We start from the raw sequence: 26375 nt of genomic DNA, 5'->3' as shown, positions 1-26375 counted from the left end.
CCCAACTGCTTTTACTGCTGCTGGACGACGAGGGCCGTCGCGACCGCCGCCACGCCCTCTCCCCGCCCGGTCAGGCCCAGTCCGTCGGTGGTCGTGGCCGAGACCGTCACCGGGGCCCCGCAGGCGTTCGAGAGCACCGCCTGGGCCTCGTCGCGGCGGGGTCCGAGCTTGGGCCGGTTACCGATCACCTGGATCGCCACGTTGCCGATCACCCAGCCCGCCTCACCCAGCCGCCGGGCGGTCTCGGCGAGCAGGGTGGTGCCCGCCGCCCCCGCCCACTCCGGCTGCGAGGTGCCGAACTGCGACCCCAGGTCGCCCAGGCCGGCGGCGGACAGCAACGCGTCGCAGGCGGCGTGAGCGGCCACATCGGCATCGGAGTGCCCGTCCAGCGCCCGTTCCCCCGGCCATTCCAGCCCGGCCAGCCACATCGTCCGCCCGCTGCCCTCCGGGGCGTACCCGTGCACGTCGACACCCAGCCCGGTCCGCGGCAGAGCGCTGATCCGGTCGTTGACTGAAAGATCACTCACGGTCGCCAGTGTGGACCATGAGGCCCGATCCACCGGAGTGGCCTTAGAATCAAGCATCGTGACCGATCCGGAAAGTCCTTGTCCCGCAGGTGCCGCCGCCTTCGTGGTGTTGGCCGGAGGCAGCGGCACCCGCGTGGGTGCCGGCGAGAACAAGGTCTACCTCCCCCTCGGCGGTCGTCCCGTGGTGTCGTGGGCCCTGTCCTGGGCCGACGAGGTGCCCGAGGTGGGCCGGGTGGTTCTGGTGATCCGCCCGCAGGACGAGGCCCAGGCGAAAGAGGCCGTGGCCGCGGCCGACATCCGCCTGCCCGTCGAGATCATCCACGGCGGCGTCACCCGGCACGGGTCCGAGCAGAACGCGCTCGACCACCTGTCGTGGCCGATCTGCGCCGGCTCGCTGCAGGTGGTCGCCGTCCACGACGGCGCCCGGCCCCTGGCCGGCCCCGATCTGCTGCGCACCGTCATCCAGGCCGCGGCAACCCACGGCGGCGCCGTGCCCACACTGCCCGAGAGCGAGGCCTGGGCGATGGACGGGACAGGCCGGCTGAGCCCGCCCCCACCCGGCGAGTCGCTGCACCGGGTCCAGACCCCGCAGGCCTTCCGGGCCACCCCCCTGCTCGAGGCCTACGCCCAGGCCCTGCGCGACGGCACCGAGGGCACCGACACCTCCGCGGCTCTCGAGGGCCGCGACGGGGTGCGTGTGGTGGCGGTGGCCGGCAGCCCGGCGAACCTCAAGGTCACCTTCGCCGAGGACATGACCCGCGCCGAGGCCCTCCTCCCCCACTGACCGAAGGCCCCTCAGCCGAGGGCGCCCTGACACTCACCGCCCGGCCCGGCTCTGTCCTGTCCCGGCCCTGTCTTGTCCCGGCCCGGCCCGGCCCGCTAGCTCGCAAGGTGCGCCCCCAACCCTGTTCGTGATCATGCAAAATCTCCCCGGCGTTCTAGAACTCTCATCGCAACAGTTCTAGAACTCCGGGGAGATTTTGCATGATCACGGAAGGTTCTGGGGGGGGAGCCCTCCTAACGCCCTGCCGCCACCACGGTCGCCCCCGCCGCCGCCAGTGACGCCAGGATCTCTCCGGTCGTCGCCGCCGTCGGCTCGCGCCGTCGCGCCTCCCGCAGGAGCCCCAGCCGGGTCGCCACCGGCAGCGTGACGAACCGGTGGTGCTCACGGTCGGCCGTGCCGTTCAGGCCCCCGTCCGGCCCGACCCGCTTGAGCGTGTCGGTGACCGGCCGCACGCTCGTCACGGCCAGGCCGGCGGCCGGGGTCCCCTCGAGCGCGGCCAGCACGGGCTCGAGCAGCTGCGCCGGTCCGGGATCGGCCAGTACCGCGATCGCGTCGTCCGGCTCGGTGCAGGCGGCCAGGTCGTGCAGCGTGTGCACGGCAACCGCCCCGGCCGCGGCCAGACCGGGGAGGTCCGCGGCCGGAAGATCGTCGACACGGATCACCGCGACAAATGCCGTGGACATGGCGAGTACCTCATCAGAATTCCGGGAGTCAGGATCACCCGAATCACGACCGGCGGATTCGGGTGAGTTTACCAACGCATTCACCCGGACGGGCCTGCCGGATTGACTAAACCTCGTCCGGATGATTTCGCAGCGAAACGGTACCTGATTTTCCGATGGCAAAAGAAAGCCGGCGCCGCCACCGAAGATCGTGATGAGGTCCGAAGAACCCCGGAAACGATTTCGGCGAAGACGCCGGTTTCAGGACTTACGAAGATCCCCACCCGGCATCAGGACCGGGGAAGGTTGCCGCCACCAGGGCGACCGGGTGGTTCAGGAAGCCAGGACCTCGTTGAGGAGGGCCTCGGCCTTGTCTTCGTTGGTGTGCTCCGCCAGGGCCAGCTCGGACACCAGGATCTGCCGGGCTTTAGCCAGCATGCGCTTCTCACCTGCGGAAAGACCACGGTCCTGGTCGCGGCGCCAGAGGTCACGAACAACCTCGGCCACCCGGACGACGTCGCCGGAGGCGAGCTTCTCCAGGTTGGCCTTGTACCGGCGGGACCAGTTGGTGGGCTCTTCGGCGTAGGGGGCGCGAAGCACCTCGAACACCTTGTCGAGGCCTTCCTGGCCCACGACGTCCCGGACACCTACGAGGTCGACATTCATCGCCGGCACCTCGATGGTCAGATCTCCCTGAGCAACCTTCAGGACGAGGTACTGACGCTCCTCGCCTTTGATAGTACGGGTCTTGATCTCCTCGATGAGTGCCGCCCCGTGATGGGGGTAAACGACAGTCTCGCCGACCGTGAAAGCCATGTGTAAGTATCCCCTTTCCCAACTACAGACTACCACGTCCGGCTCGGTAGGGACTAGAGGATCATCAGTATTTTCGCAGGTCAGAGGCATAGCAATGATACGACCTGCCGAAAAGATGCAACACGGCGTGGTTTCGAACGGTCACACGGTGTCACCCCGCCCCGGTCCCGAACCGGTCCCGGCCCGGTCACCGGCCCCTGTACCCCCTCGGAACGCACCCGGCCGCGGGGCTTGTCCTGCGCCCGACAACGACCGATGCAGTAGCCGAGGCGGTTGCGGCGTGGGGTGCCTGAGGAGCTGCGCGGGGGCCCGATAGGCTGCGACCGCACTTTTCGAATCCGCAGGAGGCCAGCGCCGTGAAGCGCACCCGTGTTCTAGCCGCCAAGACCGCCCTCGCGATCGGTGCCGTCGCTCTCGGCCTGGCCGGATGCTCGGTCACCTCCCCCGCCGTGATCAAGACGCCCTACCCGGCGTCCGACGGCATCGACGCCGACCTGCCCGGCACCCAGGTGGTGCTGCGCAACCTGCTCGTGGTCGGCGCCGAGAAGGGTGGCCCGGCCGAGCTGATCGGCTCCGTCATCAACCGGGGCACCAGCGACGCCCGGATCCAGCTCCAGGCCGCGACCGGCGAGACCGGGCAGCCCAGCCAGACCACCGTGGCCGTCGCCGCCGGCGAGTCCGTGCAGTTCGGCCCGGGCGCCAACCAGACCGAGGTCGCCATCAGCGAGCTCGCGGTGGAGCCGGGTGACATCACCGGCCTGACCGCGTCCACCACCAGCGGTGGCCGGGTCGACCTGAACCTGCCGGTGATGCCGCCCGAGGGCACCTACGCCGGCGTCACCGCGGCCCCGACCCCCAGCGCCACGCCCACCGCCACCCCGACCGGCAACGGGAAGGGTAAGGGCAAGGGGAACGGCCAGTCGCCGGACGCCACCGGCACCCCCGAGGTGTCCGGCACCGCCGCCGAGGAGACCGCGGCCGCGGAAGAGACCACCTCGGCCAACTGACGCCGGCCAGAGGCGACCAACGCCTGAGGGCGGCCACCCCTTGCGGGGTGGCCGCCCTCAGGCGTTCACGGGGCCGTGCTCAGGTGCTCAGGTGCTCAGGCCTCGAACTTGTAGCCCAGGCCGCGCACGGTGACCAGGTAGCGAGGGCTGGCCGGGTCGGGCTCCAGCTTGCTGCGCAGGCGCTTCACGTGGACGTCGAGGGTCTTGGTGTCACCGACGTAGTCGGAGCCCCAGACCCGGTCGATGAGCTGCATCCGGGTGAGCACCCGGCCCGCGTTGCGCAGCAGCAGCTCGAGCAGCTCGAACTCCTTCAGCGGCATCGGCACGGCGGCGCCGTTCACGGTCACCACGTGCCGTTCGACGTCCATCCGCACCGGGCCGGCCTCGACCGTCGCGCCCTCGGCCACGTCCGGTTCGGTGCCCCGGCGCAGGACGGCGCGGATCCGGGCGACGAGCTCCCGGGACGAGTACGGCTTGGTGACGTAGTCGTCGGCGCCCAGTTCCAGACCGACCACCTTGTCGATCTCGCTGTCCTTAGCGGTCAGCATGATCACCGGCACCTTGCTGCGCACGCGCAACTGGCGGCAGACCTCGGTACCGGGCAGATCGGGAAGCATGAGGTCGAGGAGAACCAGATCGGCGCCGTTGCGGTCGAACTCGTCCAGGGCCGCCGGACCGTCGCCGGCGACTGCCACCTCGTAGCCCTCTCGGCGCAGCAGGTAGGACAGCGGGTCGCTGATCGACTCCTCGTCCTCCACCACCAGGATGCGGGTCACGGGGTTGCTCCTTTCAGCGCGGACCCCGCGTCCTGCGGGAGTCCTTTCTCAGCGGTCCCGTCGGCACCTGCGGTGTCCGGACGGGGTGGTGCGGTCTCGGTGGGGGACGGCGCCGGTGCGCCGGTCCCCGGGACGGAATCCGGCGTGGACTCCGGTGCGGGGTCCGGCCTGGACTCCGGCTTGGGTTCCGCCGGCTCCCAGGTCTCCGCGGTGGAGTGGTCGGAGCCAGGACGCTGGTCGTGGGTCCCGGCGGGCTGCACGCTCTCCGGCAGGCGCAAGGTGAACGTGGAGCCCTGACCGGACCGGCTCCACAGCATCACCTCACCGCCGTGGTTCGCCGCCACGTGCTTGACGATGCTCAGACCCAGGCCCGTGCCCCCGGTGACCCGCGACCGGGCCGGGTCGACCCGGTAGAAACGCTCGAAGATGCGGTCCTGATCGCTGGCGGTGATGCCGATGCCCTGGTCGCTCACCACCACTTCGCAGATCCCGCCGACGCGGCGCACCCCGACCCCCACCCGGGTGTTCTCCGGGGAGTACGAGATGGCATTGTCGACCAGGTTGCGCACGGCCGTGACCAGCAGGTTGTGATCGCCGTAGACCACCGCGCCGTGGTCGCCACCGACGACCACCTCGATGTTCTTGGCCCGGAAGGCCATCTGGCACCGATCCACGGCCTCGGCCACCACGTCGTCGATGCCGACCGGCTCCGGCGGGTGCAGGGCGTCGGCCACCTGGAGCCGGGACAGGTCGATGATCTCCTGCACCAGCTTGGTCAGGCGGATCGATTCCCGCTGCATCTGGCCGGAGAAGTGGCGCACGGCGTCCGCGTCGTCGCAGGCGTCGGCCACAGCCTCGGCCAGCAGGCTCAGGGCCCCGATCGGGGTCTTCAGCTCGTGGCTGACGTTGGCCACGAAGTCGCGGCGGATCTCCTCGACACGCTTGGCCTCGGTGCGATCTTCCACCAGCACGAGCACCAGGTCGGGACGCAGCGGCGCGACCCGCGCGTAGACCACCAGGCGGCCCCGGCCGAGCGGGCCCCGGGGCAGCTCCAGCTCGCGCTCGCGCACCAGGCCCAGGGTGCCGGCCTCGACCGCCATCTCGCGCAGCTGGGCGTGCACCAGCTCGCGGCCCCGGACCAGGCCGAAGGCGTGCGCGGCGGGGCTGGACTTGATCAGGCGGCCGTCGGTGGCGAGCACGACCGAGGCGGAGGCGAGCACGTTCAGGACGTCGGCGGCCCCCTCGGGGAGCGGGCCGGTAAGTGGCGGCGGGACCACCGGCGGCCGGGTGTCCCGGCGTCCGGCGACGCCCAGCACGCCGACGACCAACCCGACGACCAGGCCGATCCCGATGGCGATGGCAAAGGCCAGGGGCGTGCTCACCATGTCAGCGTAAGCTGACCGCGGGGCAGTTCTGCCGCCGAGGGCCCGGCCGGGCCAACCCTTCGGCGCCTGTTCACCTTCAGCTCGTGATCTATTCACGGGCCGCTGCGAGCGTGATGAGCGATGTGCCGTCGATCCGTCACCTGCGGTGAAGACGTCTGCCCCACCAGGTGAAGTGAGACAGCCGTGGCCGAGTACAGAACACCAGGAGTGACAGTGAGCGGCGGTATCCGCGAGCAATTCGAGATCGATCTGCAGTCGATCGACGACCAGCTGGTCGAGATGACCAGGCTGGTCGGGTCTGCGATGGCCCGGGCCACCACCGCCCTGCTCGACGCCGACCTGAGTCTGGCCGAGAGCGTCATCGCGGCCGACGAGCAGGTCGATGCCCTGCACCACGATCTGGAGGAGCGCGCGCTGGTCCTGATCGCGCGCCAGGCTCCGGTCGCCACCGACCTGCGCACCCTGATCGCGGCGCTGCGCATGAGCGCCGACCTGGAGCGGATGGGCGACCTGGCCCGGCACGTGGCCAAGCTGGCACGACTGCGCTACCCCAACTCGGCGGTGCCGGCCGAACTACGCACCGACATCGTCGAGATGGGTCACATCGCCGAGCGCCTGGTGATCAAGACCGGCTCGATCATCGCCAGCCGCGACGTCCAGTCGGCCGAGGAGCTCGAGGCCGACGACGACGCGATGGACCGCATCCACCGCGAGCTGTTCGCCAAGCTGCTGTCGCCGGACTGGAACCACGGCGTCGAGTCGGCCGTCGACATCACGCTGCTCAGCCGCTACTACGAGCGCTACGGCGACCACGCGGTCGGCGTCTGCCGTCGCGTCGTCTTCCTGGTCACCGGCGACCACTCGGCCGCGCACGGCGAGCCGGTGAACGACCAGAACTGAACCACCCCGCAAAATGAGGGACGCACGTGGGCTGCCCACGTGCGTCCCTCATGGGTGGTTTCCGGAGACTCAGCGGCCCTGGTTGGCGACCGCTGCGACGGCCGCCGCGGCGGCGTCGGGGTCGAGGTACTTGCCGCCCTTGACGACCGGCTTGAAGTCGTCGTCGAGCTCGTAGACCAGCGGGATGCCGGTCGGGATGTTGAGCCCGGCGATGTCTTCGTCGGAGATGCCGTCGAGGTGCTTGACCAGCGCGCGCAGCGAGTTGCCGTGCGCGGCCAGCAGCACGGTCTTACCGGCCTGGAGGTCGGGGATCACGTCGCTCTCCCAGTACGGGATGAAGCGCTCGACGACGTCTTTCAGGCACTCGGTGGCGGGCATGTCGTCACCGAGATCCGCGTAGCGCGGGTCTCCGGCCTGGGAGAACTCGTCGTCGGCCGCGATCGGCGGGGGCGGCGTGGCGTAGGAACGGCGCCAGAGCATGAACTGCTCCTCGCCGAACTCGGCCAGCGTCTGCTTCTTGTCCTTGCCCTGCAGCGCACCGTAGTGACGCTCGTTGAGACGCCAGTTGCGCTTGACCGGGATCCAGTGCCGGTCCGCGGCGTCGAGCGCCAGGAAGGCCGTGGTGATCGCGCGGCGCAGCAGTGACGTGTGCACGACGTCGGGAAGGATCCCGGCATCGGTCAGAAGCTTGCCGCCCGCAGCGGCCTCCTCGCGGCCCTTGGCCGACAGGGGCACGTCGACCCAGCCGGTGAACAGGTTTTTCGCGTTCCATTCGCTCTCGCCGTGACGGAGCAGCACGAGGGTGTACACCATACCCAGCACATTAGTGGACGCGGTTCGCCGGTCCGCGGGTCACTCGCCTTGAAGTAGGTGACGAAAGGCCTCGAGGTTGCGGGTCGACTCGCCCCGGTCCACCCGCCAGGCCCACTCCCGGCGCATCGAGGAGAGAAATCCGAGCTTGAGCAGGTCGTTGAACGAGCCGTCGGACGCGGTCAGGATCGCCCCGAGCAGATCGTCGATCGTGTCCGGGTTCACCCCGGCCAGCGGCAGCCGCCCGGTCAGGTAGACATCCCCGAGCGGGTCCAGAGCGAAGGCGACGCCCGGCAGCCGGGTGTTGCGCTGCAGCATCCAGCGGTAGAACGCCGCGTGGTTCTCGTCCGGGCGCCGCATCACGAACGCCGAGACACTCAGCGCGCGGTCGGTGACCAGCAGCGAGACACCCGTGCGGAGCTTGGCCTCACCGGGCAGCTCGACCACGTACTCGCCCCGGCGGGTACCGCTCTGGCACTCGATCCCCACCCCGGCGGCCCAGTCACGGACGGCCTGTTCCGCGTCCTCACGCTCGCGATTCATTCTCTCAGCCTGCCGCAACCGTCAGTTGCGGTCCCCCGGCCGCCAGTCGGTGGTCGGCGCACGCGGCCGCGTACGTCTCCAGCGTGGTGTCCACGGTGTGGTCCCAGCTGAAGCTGTTCGCGTGGCGCACCGCCGCCTGACCCATCCGCTGCCGCACGTGCGGGGCCCGCAACAGGTCGTCCAGGGCGCGGGCCCACCGCACCGGCTCGTGCCCGGTGATCAGCAGACCGGTGCGGCCGTCGCGCACCGCCGAGGCCAGACCACCCACCCGGGCCGCGACGACCGGTGTGCCGCAGGCCTGGGCCTCCACCGCGACCAGCCCGAACGACTCGCTGTAAGACGGCATGGCCAACAGGTCGGCCGCGCGGTACCAGTCCGCCAGCACCGGCCGGTCGGCCGGCGGGTGGAACGCGACCAGGTCGCCGATGCCCAGCTCGACCGCCAGCTTCTGCAGCTCTTCGGGGCGTTCCAGACCTGAGCCGCTGGGACCGCCGAGCACGGCGACCACCAGGTTCGCCCGGCGGGCCGGATTCTGGGTGACCAGCTCGGCGATCGCCCGCAGCAGCACGTCGGGGGCCTTCAGCGGCTGGATCCGGCCGACGAAGAGCACCACGTCGGCGCCCTGGGCCAGGCCCAGCCGGGCCCGGGCCCCGGCCTGCCCGCCGCCCGCCGTCGGGCTGAACACGTCCAGGTCCACACCCGGCGGGATCACCGTGACCAGTTCCGGATCGGCGTCGTACAGACCTATCAGGTCACGCGCCTCCAGATCGGTGTTCGCGATCAGCCGGTCGGCCGCGGCCACCACCTGCTCCTCGCCGATCACCCGGCCGGCCGGTTCCGGCTTGTCGGCCCCCGCCAGCGACAGGTTCTTCACCTTGGCCATGGTGTGCATGGTGTGCAGCAGCGGCACGTTCCAGCGCTCCGCCGCGAGCCAGCCCACCTGCCCCGACAACCAGTAGTGCGAGTGGATCAGGTCGTACCAGCCGGCCGCCAGGCGCGCCTCGGTGCGCAGCACCCCGGCGCTGAAGGCGCACAGCTGCCCGGGCAGGTCATCCTTGGCGAGCCCGTCGTACGGGCCCGCGACGATGTTGCGCACCAGCACACCGGGCATCAGCTCGGTCGAGGGCGGCAGGTCGCCCGAGGTGGCCCGGGTGAAGATCTCCACCTCGGTGCCGCGTTGTGCCAGACGCTTCGCCGTCTCCACGACGTACACATTGAGCCCGCCCGCATCGCCGGTACCCGGCTGCTCCAGCGGAGAGGTGTGCACAGAGAGCATTGCGACCCGTCCGGGGGTTCCGTCCGGCCTCATCAGCCCCATGCGTCCTCCATGCTCGATGCTCCACGCCTAAAAATCCCCCGAAGGTAGCTAACTCACCAGACCAGGCCGGTCTTCCCGAACCTGCCGAGGGTGATCGTCACCACGTGGTCACGTGAGGGTGCAATGTCGTCACCTACCGGTCGGCGTCCCGATCGACAGGGGATCAGAGGGTGAGGAATCGCCCTAGGGTTGACCTCGTGACACCCCGCCCCCACGCCGTGCAGGGCACCATCACCCGGGGCACCACCAACCCGAACCGGCTGCGGCGGGTCGACCGCTGGCTGGCCGGGCCGGCTGCTCCCCGCCTGCGCCGCGCGGCGGATCCACTGGTCGTGGACCTGGGCTACGGCGCCAGCCCGATCACCGCGGTGGAACTACACGAGCGGCTCAGTGTGGTGCGGGCCGACGTCGACGTGGTCGGTATCGAGATCGACCCGGTCCGGGTCGCCGTGGCCAGGCCGCTGGAACGGCCGGGCCTGACCTTCCGGGTGGGCGGTTTCGAACTGCCGCTGGAGGGTCGCCGACCGGTCCTGGTGCGGGCCTTCAACGTGCTGCGGCAGTACGCGGAGCATGAGGTGGCCCCGGCCTGGGACCTGGTGCGCTCGCGTCTGGTCCCCGGCGGGCTGCTGGTCGACGGCACCTGCGACGAGATCGGCCGGCGCTCCACCTGGATCGCGGTGGACGCCGCGGACGGGCCGGTGTCGCTGAGCATCTCGCTACGGCTGGGTGGACTCGAGCGGCCCTCGGACGTGGCCGAGCGCCTGCCCAAAGCCCTGATCCACCGCAACATTCCAGGTGAGCGGGTGCACGCGTACCTGAACGCCCTCGACTCGGCCTGGACCCGCAACGCCCCGCTCAGCTCGTTCGGGGTGCGTCAGCGCTGGCTGGCCACGGTGTCGGCGGTGAAGACGGAGGGCTGGCCGGTGCTGGACGGCCCCTCCCGCTGGCGGCTGGGCGAGATCACGGTGCGCTGGGACGCAGTCCGCCCTCGCACATCTCTTCTGTGATCAGGCTTCCAGGAGGATGGTCACCGGGCCGTCGTTGACCAGTTCGACCTGCATGTCGGCGCCGAAGCGGCCCGTGGCGACCTTGAGGCCGTGCTGATCACGCAGCGCTTCGGCCAGGGCGTCGACCAGGGGCTCGGCGACCGGGCCGGGCGCGGCCTGGTTCCAGGACGGACGGCGGCCCTTGGCGGTGTCCGCGTAGAGGGTGAACTGGCTGATCAGCAGCACCCCGGCACCGAGGTCGACCGCGGACTTCTCGCCGTGAAGGATGCGCAGGTTGGCGATCTTCTGGGCGATGGTGGTCACCTGGCCGGGACCGTCGTCGTGGGTGACACCGACGAGGACCACCAGGCCGGGCCCGTCGAGGGCGCCGACCTCCTCACCGTCGACCGTGACCCGACCGGATGACGCGCGCTGAACGACTGCTCTCACGGTCGTTCAGCGTAGTAGCTGCCTCAGAACCGGTCGGCCAGGCTCACCTGGTCGAGCTGATAGCGACGGGCGACCTCGGCGGTCAGCGCATCCACGACCTGCTGCACGGCCCGGCGGGAGGCGGAGGTGCGGCTCTCGATGTCGATCAGCTTGCGGATCGCGGCCTCCAGCTCGGCGTCGGGCATGTCCAGGTCGGAGACGCTGACGTCGGAGACGGCCCGTTCGGCCTCGCGGCGGTGCTCGCCCACCCGGCTCGGGGTGGCGGCCAGGTGCCGGCCCATACCCCGGTCGGTGCGCTTCTCGCCGCCCAGAATGCGCTTGAGCGTCTCGGCGATCGCCTCGTCGGTGCGGTTGCCGAAGACCGGGGCGTCGGAACCGTCACCGCTGCGGCGCTCCTGCTCGGCCCGCAGAATGTCGATACGGCCCTGGAGCAGGCGACGGGCGTAGGAGAGATCGACCTCTTCCTGGTCGGCCTCGGCCCGGCGGATGCGGACCTCGTCGAGGTCGAGCAGATCGATCCCGTCCAGATATCCCGGCGCGAGTACCCGGTCGATCCGGCGACGCCCTCCGGGCCTGTACTCGGTCATGGACCCTCCTGAGGTCGGGCAGTCACGCTGACACCGTGGGCACCGCCACGCCCGCGGGTTGCGAGCGCGACGACGAGAGCCCGACTCTAGCGGCTCTTCGATGGCGAAGCGTGACTGTACGACCCCGTTCCGCGACGAGTCGCGCGGAACCGGTCAGCGCGGAGGAACTACTTCACCAGCGCCCGTAGGGACCGCTGTTGCCACCACCGGTGATCGACTTGATCGCGGGGCGCACGTCGACCAGATAGACGGCCGCCGCGACGAAGGCGATCAGGTCGAAGAAACCGAACGGGTTGAACACGAAGATCACCCCGATCGCGGCCGCCACCGCGAGGATGGCCAGCCAGATCGGCTTGGTGAGCTTCCCCGCGGCCACGAACGCGTCTGTCCGCTGCCGTAGTGCGTCTATCAGGGCGAAGGCCTGCACGCCGAGAGCCAGCACGCCGATGATGAGCGTCAGCAGGTCCTGAAAACTACCCAGCGCGTTCATAGACATACCTTAGGGCCTGGCGGTTCCCCGGTCGTCTCTCCAGGGGATGGTCAGTGGAGACAACGATCGGAACCGGCGATCGTTCCCGACGGTTCCGGCCCGGTGCTTCGTCCCTATTCGCCCGGCTTCGGGACCGGGCTCTTCGTCGCCCGCGGCCCCGTACCGGCCGACTTGCGGGCGGTCGTGGTCTTCGTCGCCCCCGTGACAGCTGCACTCTTCCGGGTGGTCGAGGTCTTCTTCGCCGGGGTGCGGGGGCGCGTGACGGCCTTGTCCCCGCCGTCGCCGACGGCCACGGCGCGGAGCACGGCCTCTTCGTTGAGCTTCGTCGTCGGCTCGGTCACCTCGGTCGGCTCTGCGGCCCCGGGACGTCCCGTCCGGAGCGTTCCGCGCAGGGCGGTCGCGGTGTCGTCGGCGGCCCGGCGGGCGACCGTGACGGCGGCCCGGCCCCGGTCCAGGGTGCTACCGGCCTGGGCGCGGAACGTCTGGGTGTCGGACTGGGTGGAGACCCGCTCGACCAGGTCTTTTCCGCGGCGGGCCAGCTCCGAGTAGACGGCCTCGGCGCGGACCGCGACCTCCAGGGCCCGGGCGACGGCGCGGGTGGGCGCCTGCTCGGCCTGCTCCCGCAGCACCTTCGGGTCGATCGAGGTGACGCGCTTCTCGACCCCGGCGAGGCGGGCCTCGACGTCCGAGGCGAACTTCTGCTGCAAGGCGGCGGCGCCGGCCGCGGCGGCCCGCACCTGCTGGACCGCCAGGTCGGTCGCGCCGAGGGCGGCGAAGAGCGGAGTAGTACTGATCGAGGGGCGGCCGTTGCCCGGGCTCGGTGACTCGGCGCTGTCGGTGCTATCGATGCTGGTGGCCATGAGGTCCTCCTGGTCAGGTGCCGGATTCGGCTGCTGCCGCGAGGAGCCGCCGGATGGGCCCGCCGGCGGCACTGCCGATGGACAGAAGTTCGGTGAGCCGTTCAGTCGTCTTTGCCGACCTCGCGCAGCGAGGCCTTCGAGGCCGCCGAGCGCCTGCGGGTGGTGCGGGGCGCCCGCGTGGTCGCCGGCTTCAGCACACTGCGCCGGCCGGTACCGGCCGGATGCCCCTCAGCGACGCCCTCTCCCGCGACCACGTGCTCCGTTGCCTGGTCGGAGTCGTCCGCGGAGGACTTGAGACCGTTCTTGGCGATCAGCGGCACGACGGTGGCTGCGACCTCCGCGGCCGCATCACCGGCGTTCCGGTCGGCCTCGGCGTCGTCGCGCGCGTTCTCCGCCCGGAACGTCTCGTAGATGTCGAGCAGCACCCGCTTCTGCCGGGCAGTCAGGCGCATGTCGCTCTGGATCGCCACCTCGGCCTCGACGCCGACGGACTCTTCCAGCAGGCCGGCCCGCTGGAACAGCGCCTCGGCGGAAATCTGCAGCCCTTTGGCGATCTGCGTGAGCACCTCGGCAGAGGGCTTGCGCAGACCACGCTCGATCTGGCTCAGGTAGGGATTGCTGACCCCGGCGACGTGCGAGAGCTGCCGCAGGGAGAGCTTCGCGCTCTCCCGCTGTTCCCGCACGAAGGCTCCGAGGTCACTCACCCGGTCGGGCACTTTGATGGTCGCCACCCGGCCACTGTGCTTGCTCGAGTTAGCACTTTGCAAGCTGCCCGAAGTCCCGGGACGCATGATGCGGGTCACAGCAAAGCGGGCAATCCGATCAGTTCGCGGGCCTCGACGGCACTCATCGCCGGGCGTTGCAGGGTGCTGGCCAGCGCCGCGGCCCGGGCCACCAGCTCGGCGTTGCCGGTGACCGGGCGGCGTGGGGCGTAAAAGGTGTTGTCCTCCATACCGACCCGCAGGTGCCCACCCATCGCCAGGCTCGCGGCCAGCACCGGGAGGTGCCCGCGCCCGATCCCGGTGGCCGACCACGAGGTCACCCCGGCGGGCAGCGCCTGCACCCCGGCGACCAGGGCCGGCACGGTCGCGGGCAGGCCGCCGGGCACCCCCAGCACGAAGTCGGCGTGCACCCGACCCCCGGCGGGCGGGCCGAACTCCTCCAGCAGCCGGGCCATCGACGTCACCTGACCGAGGTCGAACAGCTCGAACTCCGGCACCACCCCGGTGAACTGCGTGCGGCGGTAGAGCTCGGCCATGAACGGCCAGGGGTTGCTGAACACGTCGTCGCCGAAGTTGACCGTGCCGCAGGTCAGCGAGCAGGAGTCGGGCTCCGCCTCGAGTACGGCCAGCCGGGCGTCGAGCGGATCGTGCACGCTGCCGCCGGTGGAGAGCTGCACGATCAGCGCGGTGTTCTCCCGCAGCGCGACCACGGTCTCGCGCAACCGGCCGAGGTCGAGCGTGGGCCGGTGCTCCGCGTCGCGGATGTGCACATGGATCATCGCCGCGCCCGCCGCCTCGCAGGCCCTGGCCTCGGCGACGAGCTCGTCGAGGGTCGTGGGCAACTGCGGGCAGCCGGCCTTGTCGATCTCGGCGCCGGTCGGGGCAACGGTGATCAGTGTGCGACTCATCCGGCCATCGTGAACGCGGACCGGAAATTTATCCAGAGAAGCCAGGCGCGGCCGTAAGATCTCCGCCCGCTCCCTCGGCCGTGATCATGCAAGCTTTCCCGGCTCCCGGCCCCCGGCCCCCGGCCCCCGGAAAGCTTGCATGATCACGAAGGTTGGGGGGAACGCTGATCAGGCCTGCGGGAGGCGGCGGATCTTGGGGACGACGGCGGAGGGTCCCGAGGCGGCGTCCACCACGATCTCCTGGCTGGCCTCGACCCCACCGGCCACCAGCTGCACATCGGCCGGAGTGGAGCGCTTGAGCACGGCCAGGGCGATCGGGCCGAGCTCGTGGTGCCGGGCGGCGGTGGTGACCCGGCCGACCTCACGGGTGCCGTGGAGCACGGTGGCGCCGGTGACGGGCAGTTCGTTCATGGTGCCGTCCAGGTGCAGCATCACCAGGCGGCGCGGGGGGCGGCCGAGGTTGTGCACGCGGGCGACGGTCTCCTGACCGCGGTAGCAGCCCTTCTCCAGGTGGACGGCGGTGCGCAGCCAGTCCAGCTCGTGCGGGATGGTGCGGTGGTCGGTCTCGAAACCGAGCCGTGGCCGCCAGGCGGCCACGCGCAGGGCGTCCACCGCCCACGTGCCCGCGGCGTCGTCGAACTCCCCCGCCGCCACCCGCGTCCTGAATTCTTCTCTCGGGATCAGCACCTCGCGCCAGGCCCAGGCCGGGTGACCCTCCACCTCGACCTCGGCCGTGGTGTAGAGCGCGGCGCCGACGCCCTGCTCGGGCCACGGGTCACGCCACGCCAGCGGTTCGCCGGGAGCGCTCTCGGCGTCGACGGGTTCACCGATCACGGCCCAGTCGGCCGTGACGTCGGCGACCTCGACCCGCAGCATGAACTGCATCTTCTTCAGGAATGCGACCAGCCCCGGGGCGGTGCCGGGCTCGACCGTGATCCAGACCGCCGTGCCGTCGTCCACCAGATGCAGGTCGTGCTCGACGTGCCCGTTCGGGGTGAGCAGCAGCGCCTCGGTGGAGGTGTACGGCGCCAGGCCGCTCAGCGCCTGGGTGGTCATCGAGTGCAGCCAGGTCAGCCGGTCCGGGCCCTCGATGCGCACCACCCCACGGTGGGAGAGGTCGGCCTTCGCCGTACCCGCCTCCAGCCGTCGCTGCTCCGCCGTCGGATTGCCGTAGTGCCAGGCCAGACCCGCGTCGGGGCCCTCAGCGGGAACCGCACCGGGCCGCTCGAGCAGCGGACTGCGGTAGGTCAGCTCGGTGGGGCTCTGCGGCACAGCGACGTCACTCATGTCTGTCTCCAGCGCGCCGGGACGCACAGAACTTCCCGGATCAGGGATGTCCGTGGCCATGACCGTGACCGTGGTCGGGATCGGGCTGAACCTCGTCGCCGCGGCACTGCGCGCAGGTGCCGTGCAGGGACAGGTGGGCCAGGTCGGTCTCGAAACCGTGGGCCGCGCGCACGGCGTCGGCCAGCGGGCGGGCCAGGTCGAGGTCGGCCTCGTCGATGCGCCCGCAGCCCCGGCAGACCAGGTGCAGATGGTTGACGTGGCTGGCCACCTGGTAGGTCGGCGAACCGTGGGTGAGGTGGGTGTGGCTGACGACGCCGATCTTCTCCATCAGCTCCAGCGACCGGTAGACCGTGGAGAGATTGACCGTGTCGCCCGAGTCAGTCCCGACGAAGTCGCAGACGTCTTCCGGGGTCGCGTGACCGAGCTCGGTGACCGCGCGCAGCACCGACCGGCGCTGTGGGGTGGCCCGCAGGCCACGCTCCCGCAGCGCCTGGTCGAGGGCCTGCGCGGTCACCTTGCCCATCGCGTCAGACCCGCTTGAGCCGGGCCGAGGCATGGGACTGCAGCGGCTGCCCCTCGGCCGCCATGTCCAGCGCCCAGAGCAGGTCGGACTCGACCAGGCCGTAGAGCCGCGTGGCCGCGGTGTACTCCTTGGCCGTGGACGTGCGCGCGACCAGGTCGGTCTGCAGGTCGATGCGCGGGCCGTCGACCCGGCCCAGGTAGATCTCCGAGATGCCGGTGGGGTGCACGAGCAGCACCTCCAGCTCGGTGCCCGGGTTCTGCGGGTCTTGCGGCGTGGCGACCGGGCGCCAGTAGCCGGTCTCGGTGGCCAGCGGCTCGACCTGGTTGCCCGCGTCGTCCAGCCGCCACATGCGCGAGACGTACGACAGGAACGGCCGCCCGTCGTGCGAGAACTCGATCTCCTGGCCGAACTGGGCCTCTTCGATGGTCGGGTAGCCGATCACACCGGCACCCTCCCAGCGACCGATCAGCCAGGCCAGGGGTGCGAGCGGGGTGGGCAGGTCGATGTCTAGTTGGAACGCCACCCGCCGATCGTAAGCGGCGCACGTGCCGAACCAGAACCCGAAGCCCCGGGCCCCGCGCCATCCCCGTGATCATGCACCCCTTCCCCACCCCCAAACCTCCGTGATCATGCAAAACCTCCCCCGAGTTCTAGAACTCTCGAGCAGACAGTTCTAGAACTCCGGGGAGTGGGGGCACCTCCCGGCCGAAGGCTGGGGGATTTGCATGATCACGGAAGGAGGGGAGGGGAGCCCTCGCGGTAGCTTCGCGGCGTGGCCGGATCAGTGGACGGATCAGTGGACGAATCAGCTGGATCGCTCGTCATCGAGGTGACCGTCGGGCCGGAGGCCCCGGAGCGCTGCAACCAGGCCTTCACCGTGGCTGCCGCCGCGTGTGCGTCCGGCGTGCCCGTGCACGTGTGGCTGAGTGGTGACGGCAGCTCGCTCGCACTCCCCGGCCGGGCCGCCGGGGTGGAACTGGAGCACGCCACGCCGTTGCCCGAGCTGATCGACCTCGTTCTGGAGTTCGGCAGCCTGGCGGTGTGCTCGCAGTCGGCCGCGCGCCGGGCGATCGCACCCGGTGATGTCCTGCCCGGCGTCACGATCGCCGGGGCGGCGACCTACGTGGAGCGTCTGCTGCGGCCGGGAACCCAGGCGCTCGTCTACTGAGGCTCAGCCGATACCGAGGCGGAAGACCGCGTAGGCGGCGGTGCCGGCCGCGGCGATCGGGGCCGCGGCCCGGGCCAGGGTGGCGGGCTGCAGCCGGGTCAGCCGCCCGTCGGCGTCGATCAGCCGGTCGATCGCGATGCCGACCCCCGAGACCGCGACCCCGACGGCCACCGCGGTGATCACCGGAACGTCGCCGACCACGAGCGACGCGATCACCGACGCCGCCAGACCGGCACCGAGCCCGGCCCAGGTGAGCACGGACTGCGACAGGGGCAGGGCCAGGGCGACCCGGGCGGCCGCGGCGCCGGCGGCAGCCACCACCACGGCCTGCGCGCCGCCGCTGTCGGCGACCAGGATCCAGCCGGCGGCCAGCACCGCGACGAACTGACCGGCCAGTGTGCCGGTGACGGACTCGACCAGGTCGTGGCGGCCGTCCTGACGCACGATCTCGTGGCCGAAGCTGCTCAGGACGGCGCCGGCCATCACCCCGGAGAACACCGAGAGTGGCTGATCGACGTCGATCCGGGGCGAGACCGCGACGGTCCCGGCCACCAGGCCGCTCACGCCGAGAATCAGGACCAGGGCGGACGTGCCGGGGCGGTGCGGGAGCCGGAGCAGGTCGCTCCAGCCGACGGCCAGGGCCAGGACGGTGAGCCCGGCCGCAGCCGCGATCATCCATCCTCCGGCGTAACCGGCCACGGCGAGAACGGCGGCCGCCACGATGGCGAGGCCGGCGGGAAGCGGGGCGGTCACGGTCGCATCCTGACAGATGGCCGCACCCGGCCCCCGGCCGAGCGCGTCTTCGGGCACCTTCAGCCGGGCTCGCGGGCCGATCCGGGCATGATCACAGACAAGAGCCGGACCTCGATCCCGGACAAAACCGTCCTCACCAGCACGCGGTGACGATCTGCCGGTGACCGATGCCGCGAGAGTCACACCTCACACCCCTTGGCGGGAACGCACCGAACCGGATTCACTGCAGACACCCCCCGGAAACGCTCCGGTGAGGTCACGTTTACGTTCAGATCCGCGCTTACGTGATTCATCTGTGACGTTGCGTGGTGACAAAACCCAGGTAACCCCTGTGCCAACAACGTGTTGTCACATACGCTTGAGCTGGTTGCGCTCCGCAAAGACGCGGCAACACGGGGGTTCGCCACCTGCACGGTCGGACGACGCGGAGGTCTCACCAGATGGCTTCACTCCTTCTCTTGACGAATGCCCTCGCCCCCTCCGCGGAGGTGCTGCCTGCGCTCGGCCTGCTGCCGCACCAGATTCGGGTGCTACCGGCCGAGGCGGCTGTTCTCGTCGATGCCCCACCGGCCGACGCCGTCATTGTCGACGGCCGCCGGGACCTGGCGGGTGCACGCTCCCTGTGCCGCCTGCTGCGCACCACCGGTCTGTCCTCACCGCTGTTGCTCGTGCTGACCGAGGGCGGAATGGCCGCCGTCGTCGCCGACTGGGGTGCGGACGACGTGCTGCTCGACTCCGCCGGTCCGGCCGAGGTGGAGGCCCGTCTGCGGCTCGCCGCCGGGCGTAGCCGCCTGGCCGAGGCCCAGCAGTCCGACGAGACCCCGGAGATCCGTGCCGGCGATCTGATCGTCGACGAGGTCACCTACAGTGCCCGTGTGCGGGGCCGCGCCCTCGACCTCACCTACAAGGAGTTCGAGCTGCTCAAGTTCCTCGCGCAGCACCCGGGCCGGGTCTTCACCCGCGCCCAGTTGCTGCAGGAGGTCTGGGGCTACGACTACTTCGGTGGCACCCGCACCGTCGACGTCCACGTACGGCGTCTGCGCGCCAAGCTCGGTCCCGAGCACGACGCGCTGATCGGCACCGTGCGCAACGTCGGCTACCGGTTCGTGCCCCCGGGTCGCGAGCGCGTCGGCATCGAGGAGACGGTGGACGCGTAAGTGGTCGCGTAAAGCGTTCGCCATCCGTTCACATGAGTCCCGAGGTCACCTCGGGTCGAGGTCTCGCCGTCACGACATATGCTGCGAACGGTGATCCCCAGCGTGAAGATCGTCGTATCCGACCAGCTTTCCGAGTCCGACGCCGCGGGCGTACGGGCCGTTCTCACCGCCGCGACGGCCGCCGACAAGGCCGCCCCGATCTCCGAGCACGTGCTGCTCCAGCTCGGTTCCGCGGTCGGGTCCGGCCGTCACCTGGTGGTGCGCGACTCCTCCGACGCGATCGTGGGCTACGCCCACACCGAGACCTCTCCGGAGCAGGACGGTTCCCGGACGATCGTGGACGCCGAGGCGGTCGTCGCCCCGCAGAGCCGTCGCCAGGGTTTCGGGCGGGCTCTGCTGGAGAAGATGGGGGACGCCGATCACCTCGCCCGGGTCTGGTCGCACGGCGATCACCCGGGGGCCCGGGCGCTGGGCGCCCGGCTGGGCTACCGCGTGGTGCGCGAGCTTCTGCAGCTGCGCCGTCCGCTGACGGGTGCCGACGACCTGCCCGAACTCCGGGTGCCGGAGGGCGTCACGCTGCGCGCGTTCCGGCCCGGTGAGGACGACGCGGAATGGTTGCGGGTGAATGCGGCCGCGTTCAGCTGGCACCCCGAGCAGGGCCGCATGACCCAGGCCGACCTGGACGCCCGCAAGGCCGAGCCCTGGTTCGACCCGGCCGGGTTCTTCGTCGCCGAGGAGTCGGACTCCTCGAACTCCCCGGACTCGTCGGGGAGCCGGCGGATGCTCGGTTTCCACTGGACCAAGGTGCACCCCGAAGGGCTGGGTGAGGTCTACGCCGTGGGGGTGGACCCGGAGCGCCACGGCGGCGGCCTGGGCACGGCGCTCACGCTGGCCGGCCTGCGTCACCTGGCCGGTCTGCGCCTTCCCGCCGGGGGCGAGACCCAGAACGAAACGGGCCTGGAGACCGTTCTGCTCTACGTGGAGGCCGACAACGCACCGGCGCTGAAGGTCTACCACCGGCTGGGATTCACTTCCTTCAGCGTCGACGTGGTGCACGAGGGCCCGTACGCCGACGCTCCGAAGAACTGAAGTTACGACCCTCGTAGGCCGAACTAGGCCGTAGGGATGGACTTTCACCCGCGGCTCCACACGGGTCAGAACTGACAACCGCACCGATCCGGTCTCATCGCCGGTATCGGACATCGAGCGCGAGACCAGGACAGTGAGAGCATGGCGGACATGACCAGCTCGGACGGCCCCTCCCCCACCCCGGCGGCCACCCGGAAGTCCAGCGCGGCCGGCAGCACGACGAACGCCCGTACGGGCCCGTCGACCGCTGCCGGGACATCGCGCACCCGGAAGACCGCGTCGTCCCCCACCCGCGCTCCCTCCACCCGGAAACGTGCTGCTGCACAACAGAAACCGACCACCGACACGGCCGCCGCGCAGGACGGCGCGACCACCGGCCCGACCACCGGGACAGGCACCGGGACGAGCACCGGGACGAGCACCGGCCCCCGCCGGGCGGCCACCCGGCGCGCCCCGGCCCGGAAGATCACCGCTGCCGTGTCGGACAGCACCGCCGCAGCCACGGCTACCGCGGCGGCCGGCGAAGAGCCCGGCCGGACACCAGCCGGCCAGGCCCGGACCGACCAGGCTGCCCCCAGGCGCAGGAGCACCTCCCGCCCGGCCGCGGCCCGGCAGAACACGACCTCGAAGACGACGAGCGTGGTGGCTCCGTCCGCGACCAAGCCGGCCGATCAGGCCGATCAGGCCGATCAGGCCGATCAGGCCGATCAGGCCGATCAGGCCGATAGAGCCACGCCCGCGGGGCCGCGACCGAACTCGGCCGGACCGACACCGGACCCGGCAGCGCCGGCCCCTCGCCCGCCGGCGACCGCCCGCACACGGGCGACCCGAAAGGCTGCGGCGCGTACATCGTCCTCAAACAGGACGGTCAAGAGCCCGGACACCGCGCAGGAGGCCCCCGTGACCGAAGCCGTCGCGCGCAGCGCCACGACGAAAAAGACCGCGGCCACGCCGGAGAAACCGGACACCGACCGGCGCAGTGCCCGCAAGGCAACGAAGACAGCGAAGACCGTCAAGGCAGTCAAGACAGCAAGAACGGCCAAGAAGCCGGCCCGGAGCGGCCCGGGCGGTTCGCGGTTCGCGGCCGACCCGTCGGCGTCCACCGTCGGCGACCTGCCCGAGGCCCTCCTGACCCCCGAAGAGCCGGCCGCCCCCGTCGCAGCGGTGGCCAGTAAGGAAGACGTGACCCCCGACCGCAACTCCTCCGCGGACACCCGCTCCGACGCCGTCAGTTCGCTCGTCGCCGCCGCCGAGGACGCCCAGCTCACCGCGTTGTTCCGGGAGGTGGAGCAGCCGCCGGTGCGACGGTTCCTGGACCGCGAGCTGAGTTGGCTGGCGTTCAACGAGCGGGTGCTCGAACTGGCGCGCGACGCCGACCTCCCCCTGCTGGAGCGGGCCCGGTTCCTGGCGATCTTCGCGAGCAACCTGGACGAGTTCTTCATGGTGCGGGTGGCAGGACTGAAGCGGCGGATCGCGACCGGTCTGGCGGTGCGCGCGGCGAGTGGGCTGGAGCCGCGGGACCTGCTCGGGCGCATCCGTTCCCGGGCACACGAGCTACAGGCGGAGCACGCCAAGCTGTTCTCCGCCGACATCGCCCCGGCCCTGGCCGAGGCCAACATCACCATCGCCCGCTGGGACCAGCTGGCGGAGGACGAGCAGGGACGCCTGCACCGGTTCTTCCGTGAGCAGGTGTTCCCGGTGCTGACGCCGTTGGCGGTCGACCCGGCGCACCCGTTCCCGTACATCTCCGGGCTGTCGCTGAACCTGGCCGTGGTGCTGCGCAACCCGGTCACGGAGAAGGAGATGTTCGCCCGGGTGAAGGTGCCGCAGCTGCTGCCGCGCCTGGTGAACGTGGACGCCGACGACGAGGCGAACAACGTCGACGAGGGCGACGACCTGCCCCGCGCGCGGTTCGTGCCGCTGGAAGACATCATCGCCACGCACCTCGACCAGCTCTTCCCGGGCATGGAGGTGCTGGAGCACCACACCTTCCGGGTGACCCGCCAGGAAGATCTCGAGGTCGAGGAGGACGACGTCGAGAACCTCCTCAAGGCGCTGGAGAAAGAGCTGCTGCGGCGGCGTTTCGGCCCGCCCGTGCGCCTGGAGGTGGCCGAGGACATCGGGCCGCACATGCGTGAGCTGCTGGTGCGTGAGATGGGCGTCAGCGAGTCCGAGGTGTTCCCGCTCCCGGAGCCGCTCGACCTGCGCGGACTGAACCTGGTCGCCGACCTGGACCGGCCGGAGATGCACTACCCGAAGTACGTCGCGGCCACCCCGCGGCAGCTGTCGGAGGTGGAGCGCTCCAAGCCGACCAATGTCTTCGACGCGATCAAGCGCCGCGACATCCTGCTGCACCACCCGTACGACTCGTTCTCCACGACCGTGCAGGCGTTCCTGGAGCAGGCGGCCGACGACCCGCAGGTGCTGGCGATCAAGCAGACGCTGTACCGCACCTCGGGCAACTCGCCGATCGTCGACGCCCTGATCGACGCCGCCGAGGCGGGCAAGCAGGTGCTGGCCGTGGTGGAGATCAAGGCCCGGTTCGACGAGGAGGCCAACATCGCCTGGGCGCGCAAGCTGGAGCGCGCGGGCGTGCACGTGGTCTACGGCATCGTCGGCCTGAAGACCCACGCCAAGCTCAGTCTGGTGGTGCGCCAGGAGGCCGACGGGCTGCACCGCTACTGCCACGTGGGCACGGGTAACTACAACCCGAAGACCGCGCGGCTGTATGAGGACCTGGGGCTGCTGACGTGCGACCCGCAGGTCGGCGAAGACCTGTCCCGGCTGTTCAACCAGCTCTCCGGCTACGCCCCGAAGACGGCCTACCGCCGCCTGCTGGTGGCCCCGCGCTCGCTGCGCACGGGCCTGGTCGACCGCATCGAGCGGGAGATCGCCAACCACGAGGCGGGCCGGCCCGCCGGGGTGAAGATCAAGATCAACTCGATCGTCGACGAGGTGATCATCGACGCGTTGTACCGGGCCTCGGGGGCCGGCGTGAAGGTGGACGTGATCGTGCGCGGCATCTGCGCGATCCGGCCCGGTGTACCTGGCCTGAGCGAGAACATCCGGGTACGCAGCATCCTCGGCCGGTTCCTGGAGCACTCCCGGGTGTTCTGGTTCGCCGGCGGTGGTGAGCCGGTGGTCTACATCGGCAGCGCGGACATGATGCACCGCAACCTCGACCGCCGGGTGGAGGCCATGCTGCGCCTGCGCGACCCGCGCGACGTGGCCGAGCTGGAAGAGCTGCTGAACGTGTCGATGGACGCGGACACGGCCTCCTGGCACCTGGACGGCGAGGGGGCCTGGACCCGTCACCACCACGACGCCGACGGCCAGCCCCTGCGCGACCTCCAGTCGTACATCATCGCCAGCCGCCCGCCGAAGAGGTCCGGACGCAGGCGTTAAGACCCTTTCGTGATCATGCGATCCCTCCCCGGGGAGGGATCGCATGATCACGAAGGAGGGGTGGGGGACGATCACGTACCTCTGAGGGGCACACTGTCCCCATGACTGACCAGACGCCGACGTCCACCGATCTGCTCGTCATCGGCGCCGGGCCGGCGGGGTCGGCCGCGGCGGCCTGGGCGGCCCGTGCCGGGCTCAACGTGGTGCTGGCCGACAAGGAGACCTTTCCCCGCGACAAGGCCTGTGGTGACGGCCTGACGCCCCGCGCGATCGCCGAACTGGACCAGCTCGGCCTGAGCGAGTGGCTGTCCTCCTACCCGTCGAACCGGGGCCTGCGGGCCTGCGGTTTCGGGCAGGAGCTGTACCTGCCCTGGCCCGGTGGCTCACTGCCCGACCGAGGCTCGGCGGTACCCCGCACCACGCTCGACCACCGGATCCGTGAGGAGGCCCTGGCCTCCGGCGCGCGTGGCCTGGAGAACGCCCGGGCGATCGACGTGATGCGCGACGGCGACCGGGTGATCGGCGTGGTGTTCGCCGGCGGCCGATCGGCGGACGGGAAGGAGAAGCCGAACTACACCATCGGCTGCCGCCGCCTGGTCGTGGCCGACGGCTACCGCTCGCAGCTGGGCCGCGTGCTCGGCCGGGAATGGCACCAGAACACGGCGTTCGGTGTGGCGGCCCGGGCCTACGTGAAGTCCGACCGCAGCGACGACGAGTGGATCACCTCGCACCTGGAGCTGCGGGGCGCGCAGAACGAGCTGCTGCCCGGCTACGGCTGGGTGTTCCCTCTCGGCAACGGTGAGGTGAACATCGGCGTGGGCGCGCTGGCTACCGAGAAGCGGCCCGCCGACGTGCATCTCAAAGATCTGATCAACATCTACGCGGGCCTGCGCCGGGACGACTGGCAGCTGAGCGGCGAACCGCGCGGTGTGCGCTCGGCGATGCTGCCCATGGGTGGCGCGGTCAGCGGGGTGGCCGGGCCCAACTGGGCGCTCATCGGTGACGCCGCGGGCTGTGTGAACCCGCTGAACGGCGAGGGCATCGACTACGGCCTGGAGACCGGCCGGCTGGTGGCCGAACTGTTCGCCGCCGGCGCCGGCACCGGCCGCGGAACCGGGCGCAGCTACGCGGATCTCAACCGCGCCTGGCCCGCCACCCTGCGCGAGCACTACGGCGAGGCCTTCTCGATCGCCCGCCGCCTGGCCACCCTGCTGACCGTGCCCGGTGTGCTGACCTACGGCGGCCCGGTCGGCATGCGCTCGAAGTTCCTGATGACCATTGCCCTGCGGGTGATGGGCAACCTGGTGCTCGAGGAGGACAAGGACTACGTGGCCCGCCTGTGGCGCGGCGCCGGGAGGGTCTCCCGGCGCTTCGACGAGCGGGTGCCGTTCGGTGAGCTGAAGCTCTAGAGCTACTTGATCAGCGCGGGGAGGCGCTGCTCGGCGTAGTCGGCGACCAGCTTCATGCCCCGGGCGTTGGGGTGGACGCCGTCGTCGGTCAGGCCGGCCTTGAAGCGGCCGTTCCAGGTGCTGAGCAGCGGGGCGATGTCGAACAGAGCGACGTGATGCTTCTTGGCGTACTTGCGGATCGCCTTGTTCAGCGCCATCGCCTCACCGGGCGTGGCGTTGCGCGGGGCGATCGTGCAGAGCACCACGGTGGCGCCGGAATCCTTGATCTGGGTGACGATCTCACCGATGTTGCGGATGCTCTGGGCGGTGGTGAAGCCGTACAGCATGTCGTTGGTGCCGGCCATCACCGTGACCGCGTCGGGGTTCAGGTCGAGCACGTCGGTCTGCAGGCGGCTGAGCATGCCGGCGGTGGTGTCACCGCGGATGCCGGAGTCGCGGCAGGTGTTGATCACGCCGGAGCCGCAGACCCGGCGGAACCACGAGCCGGACCGGTAGGTGATCGAGTCACCCAGGCCCACGGTCAGCCGCAGCGCACCGTCGGTCTTCTCCGGAGGCGCGACGATGAGGTCGGGCACCACCTGGCCGCCGTAGGTGACGGTGCCGCCGCTCTCGGTCGTGGTGGCCCCCTCGGCGGCCTGGACGGCAGCCTTGCGGCGGGCCTGCGCCCGGGCGGCCGCGGCGTCCTCGGCCGAGGAGTCGGCCGAGACGCTCGCGCTGGGGGCGGCCGTGGCCGCTGCCTCGGTAGCCGTCTCGGTCACGGACGCGGTACCGGAGGCCGGCGCCGCGTCGTTCGTGGCCGTCACGGACGGCGACGCCGAGGACGGTGGGGACGCTGCAGCTGCGGTCGTGGACCCGCCACCGGAGAACCCTCCGCTGACCACCACACCGACGACGACGCCGGCAGACAGCATGGCTGCTCCGGTCCCGATCCTACGCACGGTCGACAGAGTAGTGACCAATGCTGTCGATTAGTCCCCCAAGGGCCGTCGAACAACGTTTGCCCCTTGTGAATCTGCCCGCATTGACAAGGGTACCCACACGTCGGTTCGCCGT

General features: G+C 70.8%; 28 protein-coding genes and 1 pseudogene. 9 read left to right on the top strand and 20 right to left on the bottom strand.

Annotated features, from left to right (window positions below; all coding sequences use genetic code 11):
- Positions 1–11: 11 nt before the first annotated feature.
- Positions 12–500 carry a 2-C-methyl-D-erythritol 2,4-cyclodiphosphate synthase gene (gene ispF / locus QSK05_RS04270; protein WP_352300249.1) on the bottom strand — a complete coding sequence of 163 codons (489 nt, stop codon included), beginning with the start codon at positions 498–500 and terminating at the stop codon, positions 12–14.
- Between the two features lie 85 nt (positions 501–585).
- Here ispF and QSK05_RS04265 point away from each other — a divergent pair, with 85 nt between their 5' ends.
- Complete coding sequence (locus QSK05_RS04265; protein WP_285594101.1) at positions 586–1311, top strand: IspD/TarI family cytidylyltransferase; 726 nt, start codon at positions 586–588, stop codon at positions 1309–1311.
- Between the two features lie 233 nt (positions 1312–1544).
- On the opposite strand, the gene QSK05_RS04260 is transcribed toward QSK05_RS04265, so the two are convergent.
- Positions 1545–1994 (bottom strand): glycosyltransferase family protein, encoded by a 450-nt coding sequence (locus QSK05_RS04260; RefSeq protein WP_285594099.1) that lies wholly within the window; start codon positions 1992–1994, stop codon positions 1545–1547.
- A 312-nt stretch (positions 1995–2306) separates the two neighbouring features.
- The gene (locus QSK05_RS04255) at positions 2307–2789 is read right to left on the bottom strand and encodes a CarD family transcriptional regulator (RefSeq protein WP_214153782.1); all 483 of its coding nucleotides are present in this window, start codon (positions 2787–2789) and stop codon (positions 2307–2309) included.
- 356 nt (positions 2790–3145) lie between these two features.
- Between QSK05_RS04255 and QSK05_RS04250 the strand changes: the two genes are divergently transcribed.
- Positions 3146–3796 (top strand): hypothetical protein, encoded by a 651-nt coding sequence (locus tag QSK05_RS04250; protein WP_285594095.1) that lies wholly within the window; start codon positions 3146–3148, stop codon positions 3794–3796.
- A 95-nt stretch (positions 3797–3891) separates the two neighbouring features.
- Here QSK05_RS04250 and QSK05_RS04245 read toward each other — a convergent pair whose 3' ends face one another.
- Positions 3892–4572, bottom strand: coding sequence for a response regulator (locus QSK05_RS04245; RefSeq protein WP_231487197.1), 681 nt, complete (start codon positions 4570–4572; stop codon positions 3892–3894).
- Entirely contained in the window at positions 4569–5954 is a 1386-nt protein-coding gene (locus tag QSK05_RS04240; RefSeq protein ID WP_285594091.1) for an ATP-binding protein, read from the bottom strand. Before QSK05_RS04240 ends, QSK05_RS04245 begins: the two co-directional genes overlap by 4 nt.
- A gap of 228 nt (positions 5955–6182) precedes the next feature.
- Between QSK05_RS04240 and phoU the strand changes: the two genes are divergently transcribed.
- Positions 6183–6857: a phosphate signaling complex protein PhoU gene (gene phoU / locus QSK05_RS04235; protein ID WP_352300246.1), complete on the top strand. Its 675-nt coding sequence runs from the start codon at positions 6183–6185 to the stop codon at positions 6855–6857.
- Between the two features lie 69 nt (positions 6858–6926).
- Here the strand turns inward: phoU and QSK05_RS04230 are convergent, their stop codons facing one another.
- The 3 genes from QSK05_RS04230 to mshA are packed head-to-tail and all read right to left on the bottom strand — an operon-like array spanning position 6927 to position 9528.
- Positions 6927–7670 (bottom strand): phosphoglyceromutase, encoded by a 744-nt coding sequence (locus tag QSK05_RS04230; RefSeq protein ID WP_352299891.1) that lies wholly within the window; start codon positions 7668–7670, stop codon positions 6927–6929.
- A 39-nt stretch (positions 7671–7709) separates the two neighbouring features.
- Positions 7710–8210: a YbjN domain-containing protein gene (locus tag QSK05_RS04225; RefSeq protein ID WP_285594087.1), complete on the bottom strand. Its 501-nt coding sequence runs from the start codon at positions 8208–8210 to the stop codon at positions 7710–7712.
- A gap of 4 nt (positions 8211–8214) precedes the next feature.
- Positions 8215–9528 (bottom strand): D-inositol-3-phosphate glycosyltransferase, encoded by a 1314-nt coding sequence (gene mshA / locus QSK05_RS04220; RefSeq protein WP_285594085.1) that lies wholly within the window; start codon positions 9526–9528, stop codon positions 8215–8217.
- A 197-nt stretch (positions 9529–9725) separates the two neighbouring features.
- On the opposite strand from mshA, the gene QSK05_RS04215 reads away from it, so the two are divergent.
- On the top strand, positions 9726–10535 hold the full coding sequence (locus QSK05_RS04215) for a class I SAM-dependent methyltransferase (protein ID WP_285594083.1): 810 nt from the start codon (positions 9726–9728) through the stop codon (positions 10533–10535).
- Here the strand turns inward: QSK05_RS04215 and dtd are convergent, their stop codons facing one another.
- The 9 genes and pseudogenes from dtd to QSK05_RS04170 form a co-directional block, all read right to left on the bottom strand.
- On the bottom strand, positions 10536–10964 hold the full coding sequence (gene dtd, locus QSK05_RS04210) for a D-aminoacyl-tRNA deacylase (RefSeq protein WP_285594081.1): 429 nt from the start codon (positions 10962–10964) through the stop codon (positions 10536–10538). It lies immediately after the preceding gene.
- Positions 10965–10987: 23 nt separating this feature from the next.
- Entirely contained in the window at positions 10988–11551 is a 564-nt protein-coding gene (locus QSK05_RS04205; protein WP_285594079.1) for an RsiG family protein, read from the bottom strand.
- 172 nt (positions 11552–11723) lie between these two features.
- The gene (locus tag QSK05_RS04200; protein WP_285594077.1) at positions 11724–12041 is read right to left on the bottom strand and encodes a DUF2516 family protein; all 318 of its coding nucleotides are present in this window, start codon (positions 12039–12041) and stop codon (positions 11724–11726) included.
- A 113-nt stretch (positions 12042–12154) separates the two neighbouring features.
- Positions 12155–12901, bottom strand: a complete 747-nt coding sequence (locus QSK05_RS04195; RefSeq protein WP_285594075.1) for a hypothetical protein — start codon at positions 12899–12901, stop codon at positions 12155–12157.
- A 383-nt stretch (positions 12902–13284) separates the two neighbouring features.
- Positions 13285–13692: pseudogene (locus tag QSK05_RS36225) on the bottom strand (helix-turn-helix domain-containing protein); the annotation flags it as partial.
- Positions 13693–13700: 8 nt separating this feature from the next.
- Entirely contained in the window at positions 13701–14531 is an 831-nt protein-coding gene (locus QSK05_RS04185; RefSeq protein WP_285594071.1) for a beta-keto acid cleavage family enzyme, read from the bottom strand.
- Positions 14532–14699: 168 nt separating this feature from the next.
- Positions 14700–15818, bottom strand: a complete 1119-nt coding sequence (gene ygfZ, locus QSK05_RS04180; protein WP_285594068.1) for a CAF17-like 4Fe-4S cluster assembly/insertion protein YgfZ — start codon at positions 15816–15818, stop codon at positions 14700–14702.
- A gap of 40 nt (positions 15819–15858) precedes the next feature.
- Positions 15859–16341 carry a Fur family transcriptional regulator gene (locus QSK05_RS04175; protein WP_285594066.1) on the bottom strand — a complete coding sequence of 161 codons (483 nt, stop codon included), beginning with the start codon at positions 16339–16341 and terminating at the stop codon, positions 15859–15861.
- A gap of 4 nt (positions 16342–16345) precedes the next feature.
- On the bottom strand, positions 16346–16864 hold the full coding sequence (locus QSK05_RS04170) for a heme-binding beta-barrel domain-containing protein (protein WP_285594062.1): 519 nt from the start codon (positions 16862–16864) through the stop codon (positions 16346–16348).
- Positions 16865–17113: 249 nt separating this feature from the next.
- On the opposite strand from QSK05_RS04170, the gene QSK05_RS04165 reads away from it, so the two are divergent.
- Positions 17114–17509, top strand: coding sequence for a DsrE family protein (locus QSK05_RS04165; protein ID WP_285594060.1), 396 nt, complete (start codon positions 17114–17116; stop codon positions 17507–17509).
- A 3-nt stretch (positions 17510–17512) separates the two neighbouring features.
- On the opposite strand, the gene QSK05_RS04160 is transcribed toward QSK05_RS04165, so the two are convergent.
- Positions 17513–18262, bottom strand: coding sequence for a hypothetical protein (locus tag QSK05_RS04160; RefSeq protein ID WP_285594059.1), 750 nt, complete (start codon positions 18260–18262; stop codon positions 17513–17515).
- Positions 18263–18702: 440 nt separating this feature from the next.
- On the opposite strand from QSK05_RS04160, the gene QSK05_RS04155 reads away from it, so the two are divergent.
- Together QSK05_RS04155 and mshD are read left to right on the top strand one after the other, a co-directional pair.
- Entirely contained in the window at positions 18703–19419 is a 717-nt protein-coding gene (locus tag QSK05_RS04155) for a winged helix-turn-helix transcriptional regulator (protein ID WP_285594058.1), read from the top strand.
- A 90-nt stretch (positions 19420–19509) separates the two neighbouring features.
- Positions 19510–20508, top strand: a complete 999-nt coding sequence (mshD, locus tag QSK05_RS04150) for a mycothiol synthase (protein WP_285594056.1) — start codon at positions 19510–19512, stop codon at positions 20506–20508.
- A 65-nt stretch (positions 20509–20573) separates the two neighbouring features.
- Here the strand turns inward: mshD and QSK05_RS04145 are convergent, their stop codons facing one another.
- Positions 20574–21170 carry a hypothetical protein gene (locus QSK05_RS04145; RefSeq protein ID WP_285594054.1) on the bottom strand — a complete coding sequence of 199 codons (597 nt, stop codon included), beginning with the start codon at positions 21168–21170 and terminating at the stop codon, positions 20574–20576.
- Between the two features lie 466 nt (positions 21171–21636).
- On the opposite strand from QSK05_RS04145, the gene QSK05_RS04140 reads away from it, so the two are divergent.
- On the top strand, positions 21637–23913 hold the full coding sequence (locus QSK05_RS04140; protein ID WP_502879731.1) for an RNA degradosome polyphosphate kinase: 2277 nt from the start codon (positions 21637–21639) through the stop codon (positions 23911–23913).
- Positions 23914–24014: 101 nt separating this feature from the next.
- Positions 24015–25322 (top strand): geranylgeranyl reductase family protein, encoded by a 1308-nt coding sequence (locus QSK05_RS04135; protein ID WP_285594051.1) that lies wholly within the window; start codon positions 24015–24017, stop codon positions 25320–25322.
- Between the two features lie 2 nt (positions 25323–25324).
- On the opposite strand, the gene QSK05_RS04130 is transcribed toward QSK05_RS04135, so the two are convergent.
- Positions 25325–26260 carry an SGNH/GDSL hydrolase family protein gene (locus QSK05_RS04130; protein WP_285594049.1) on the bottom strand — a complete coding sequence of 312 codons (936 nt, stop codon included), beginning with the start codon at positions 26258–26260 and terminating at the stop codon, positions 25325–25327.
- Positions 26261–26375: the final 115 nt, after the last annotated feature.

It is taken from the genome of Kineosporia sp. NBRC 101731 (assembly GCF_030269305.1).
GTDB lineage: Bacteria > Actinomycetota > Actinomycetes > Actinomycetales > Kineosporiaceae > Kineosporia.
This window is presented reverse-complemented; position numbering and strand designations above follow the sequence as displayed.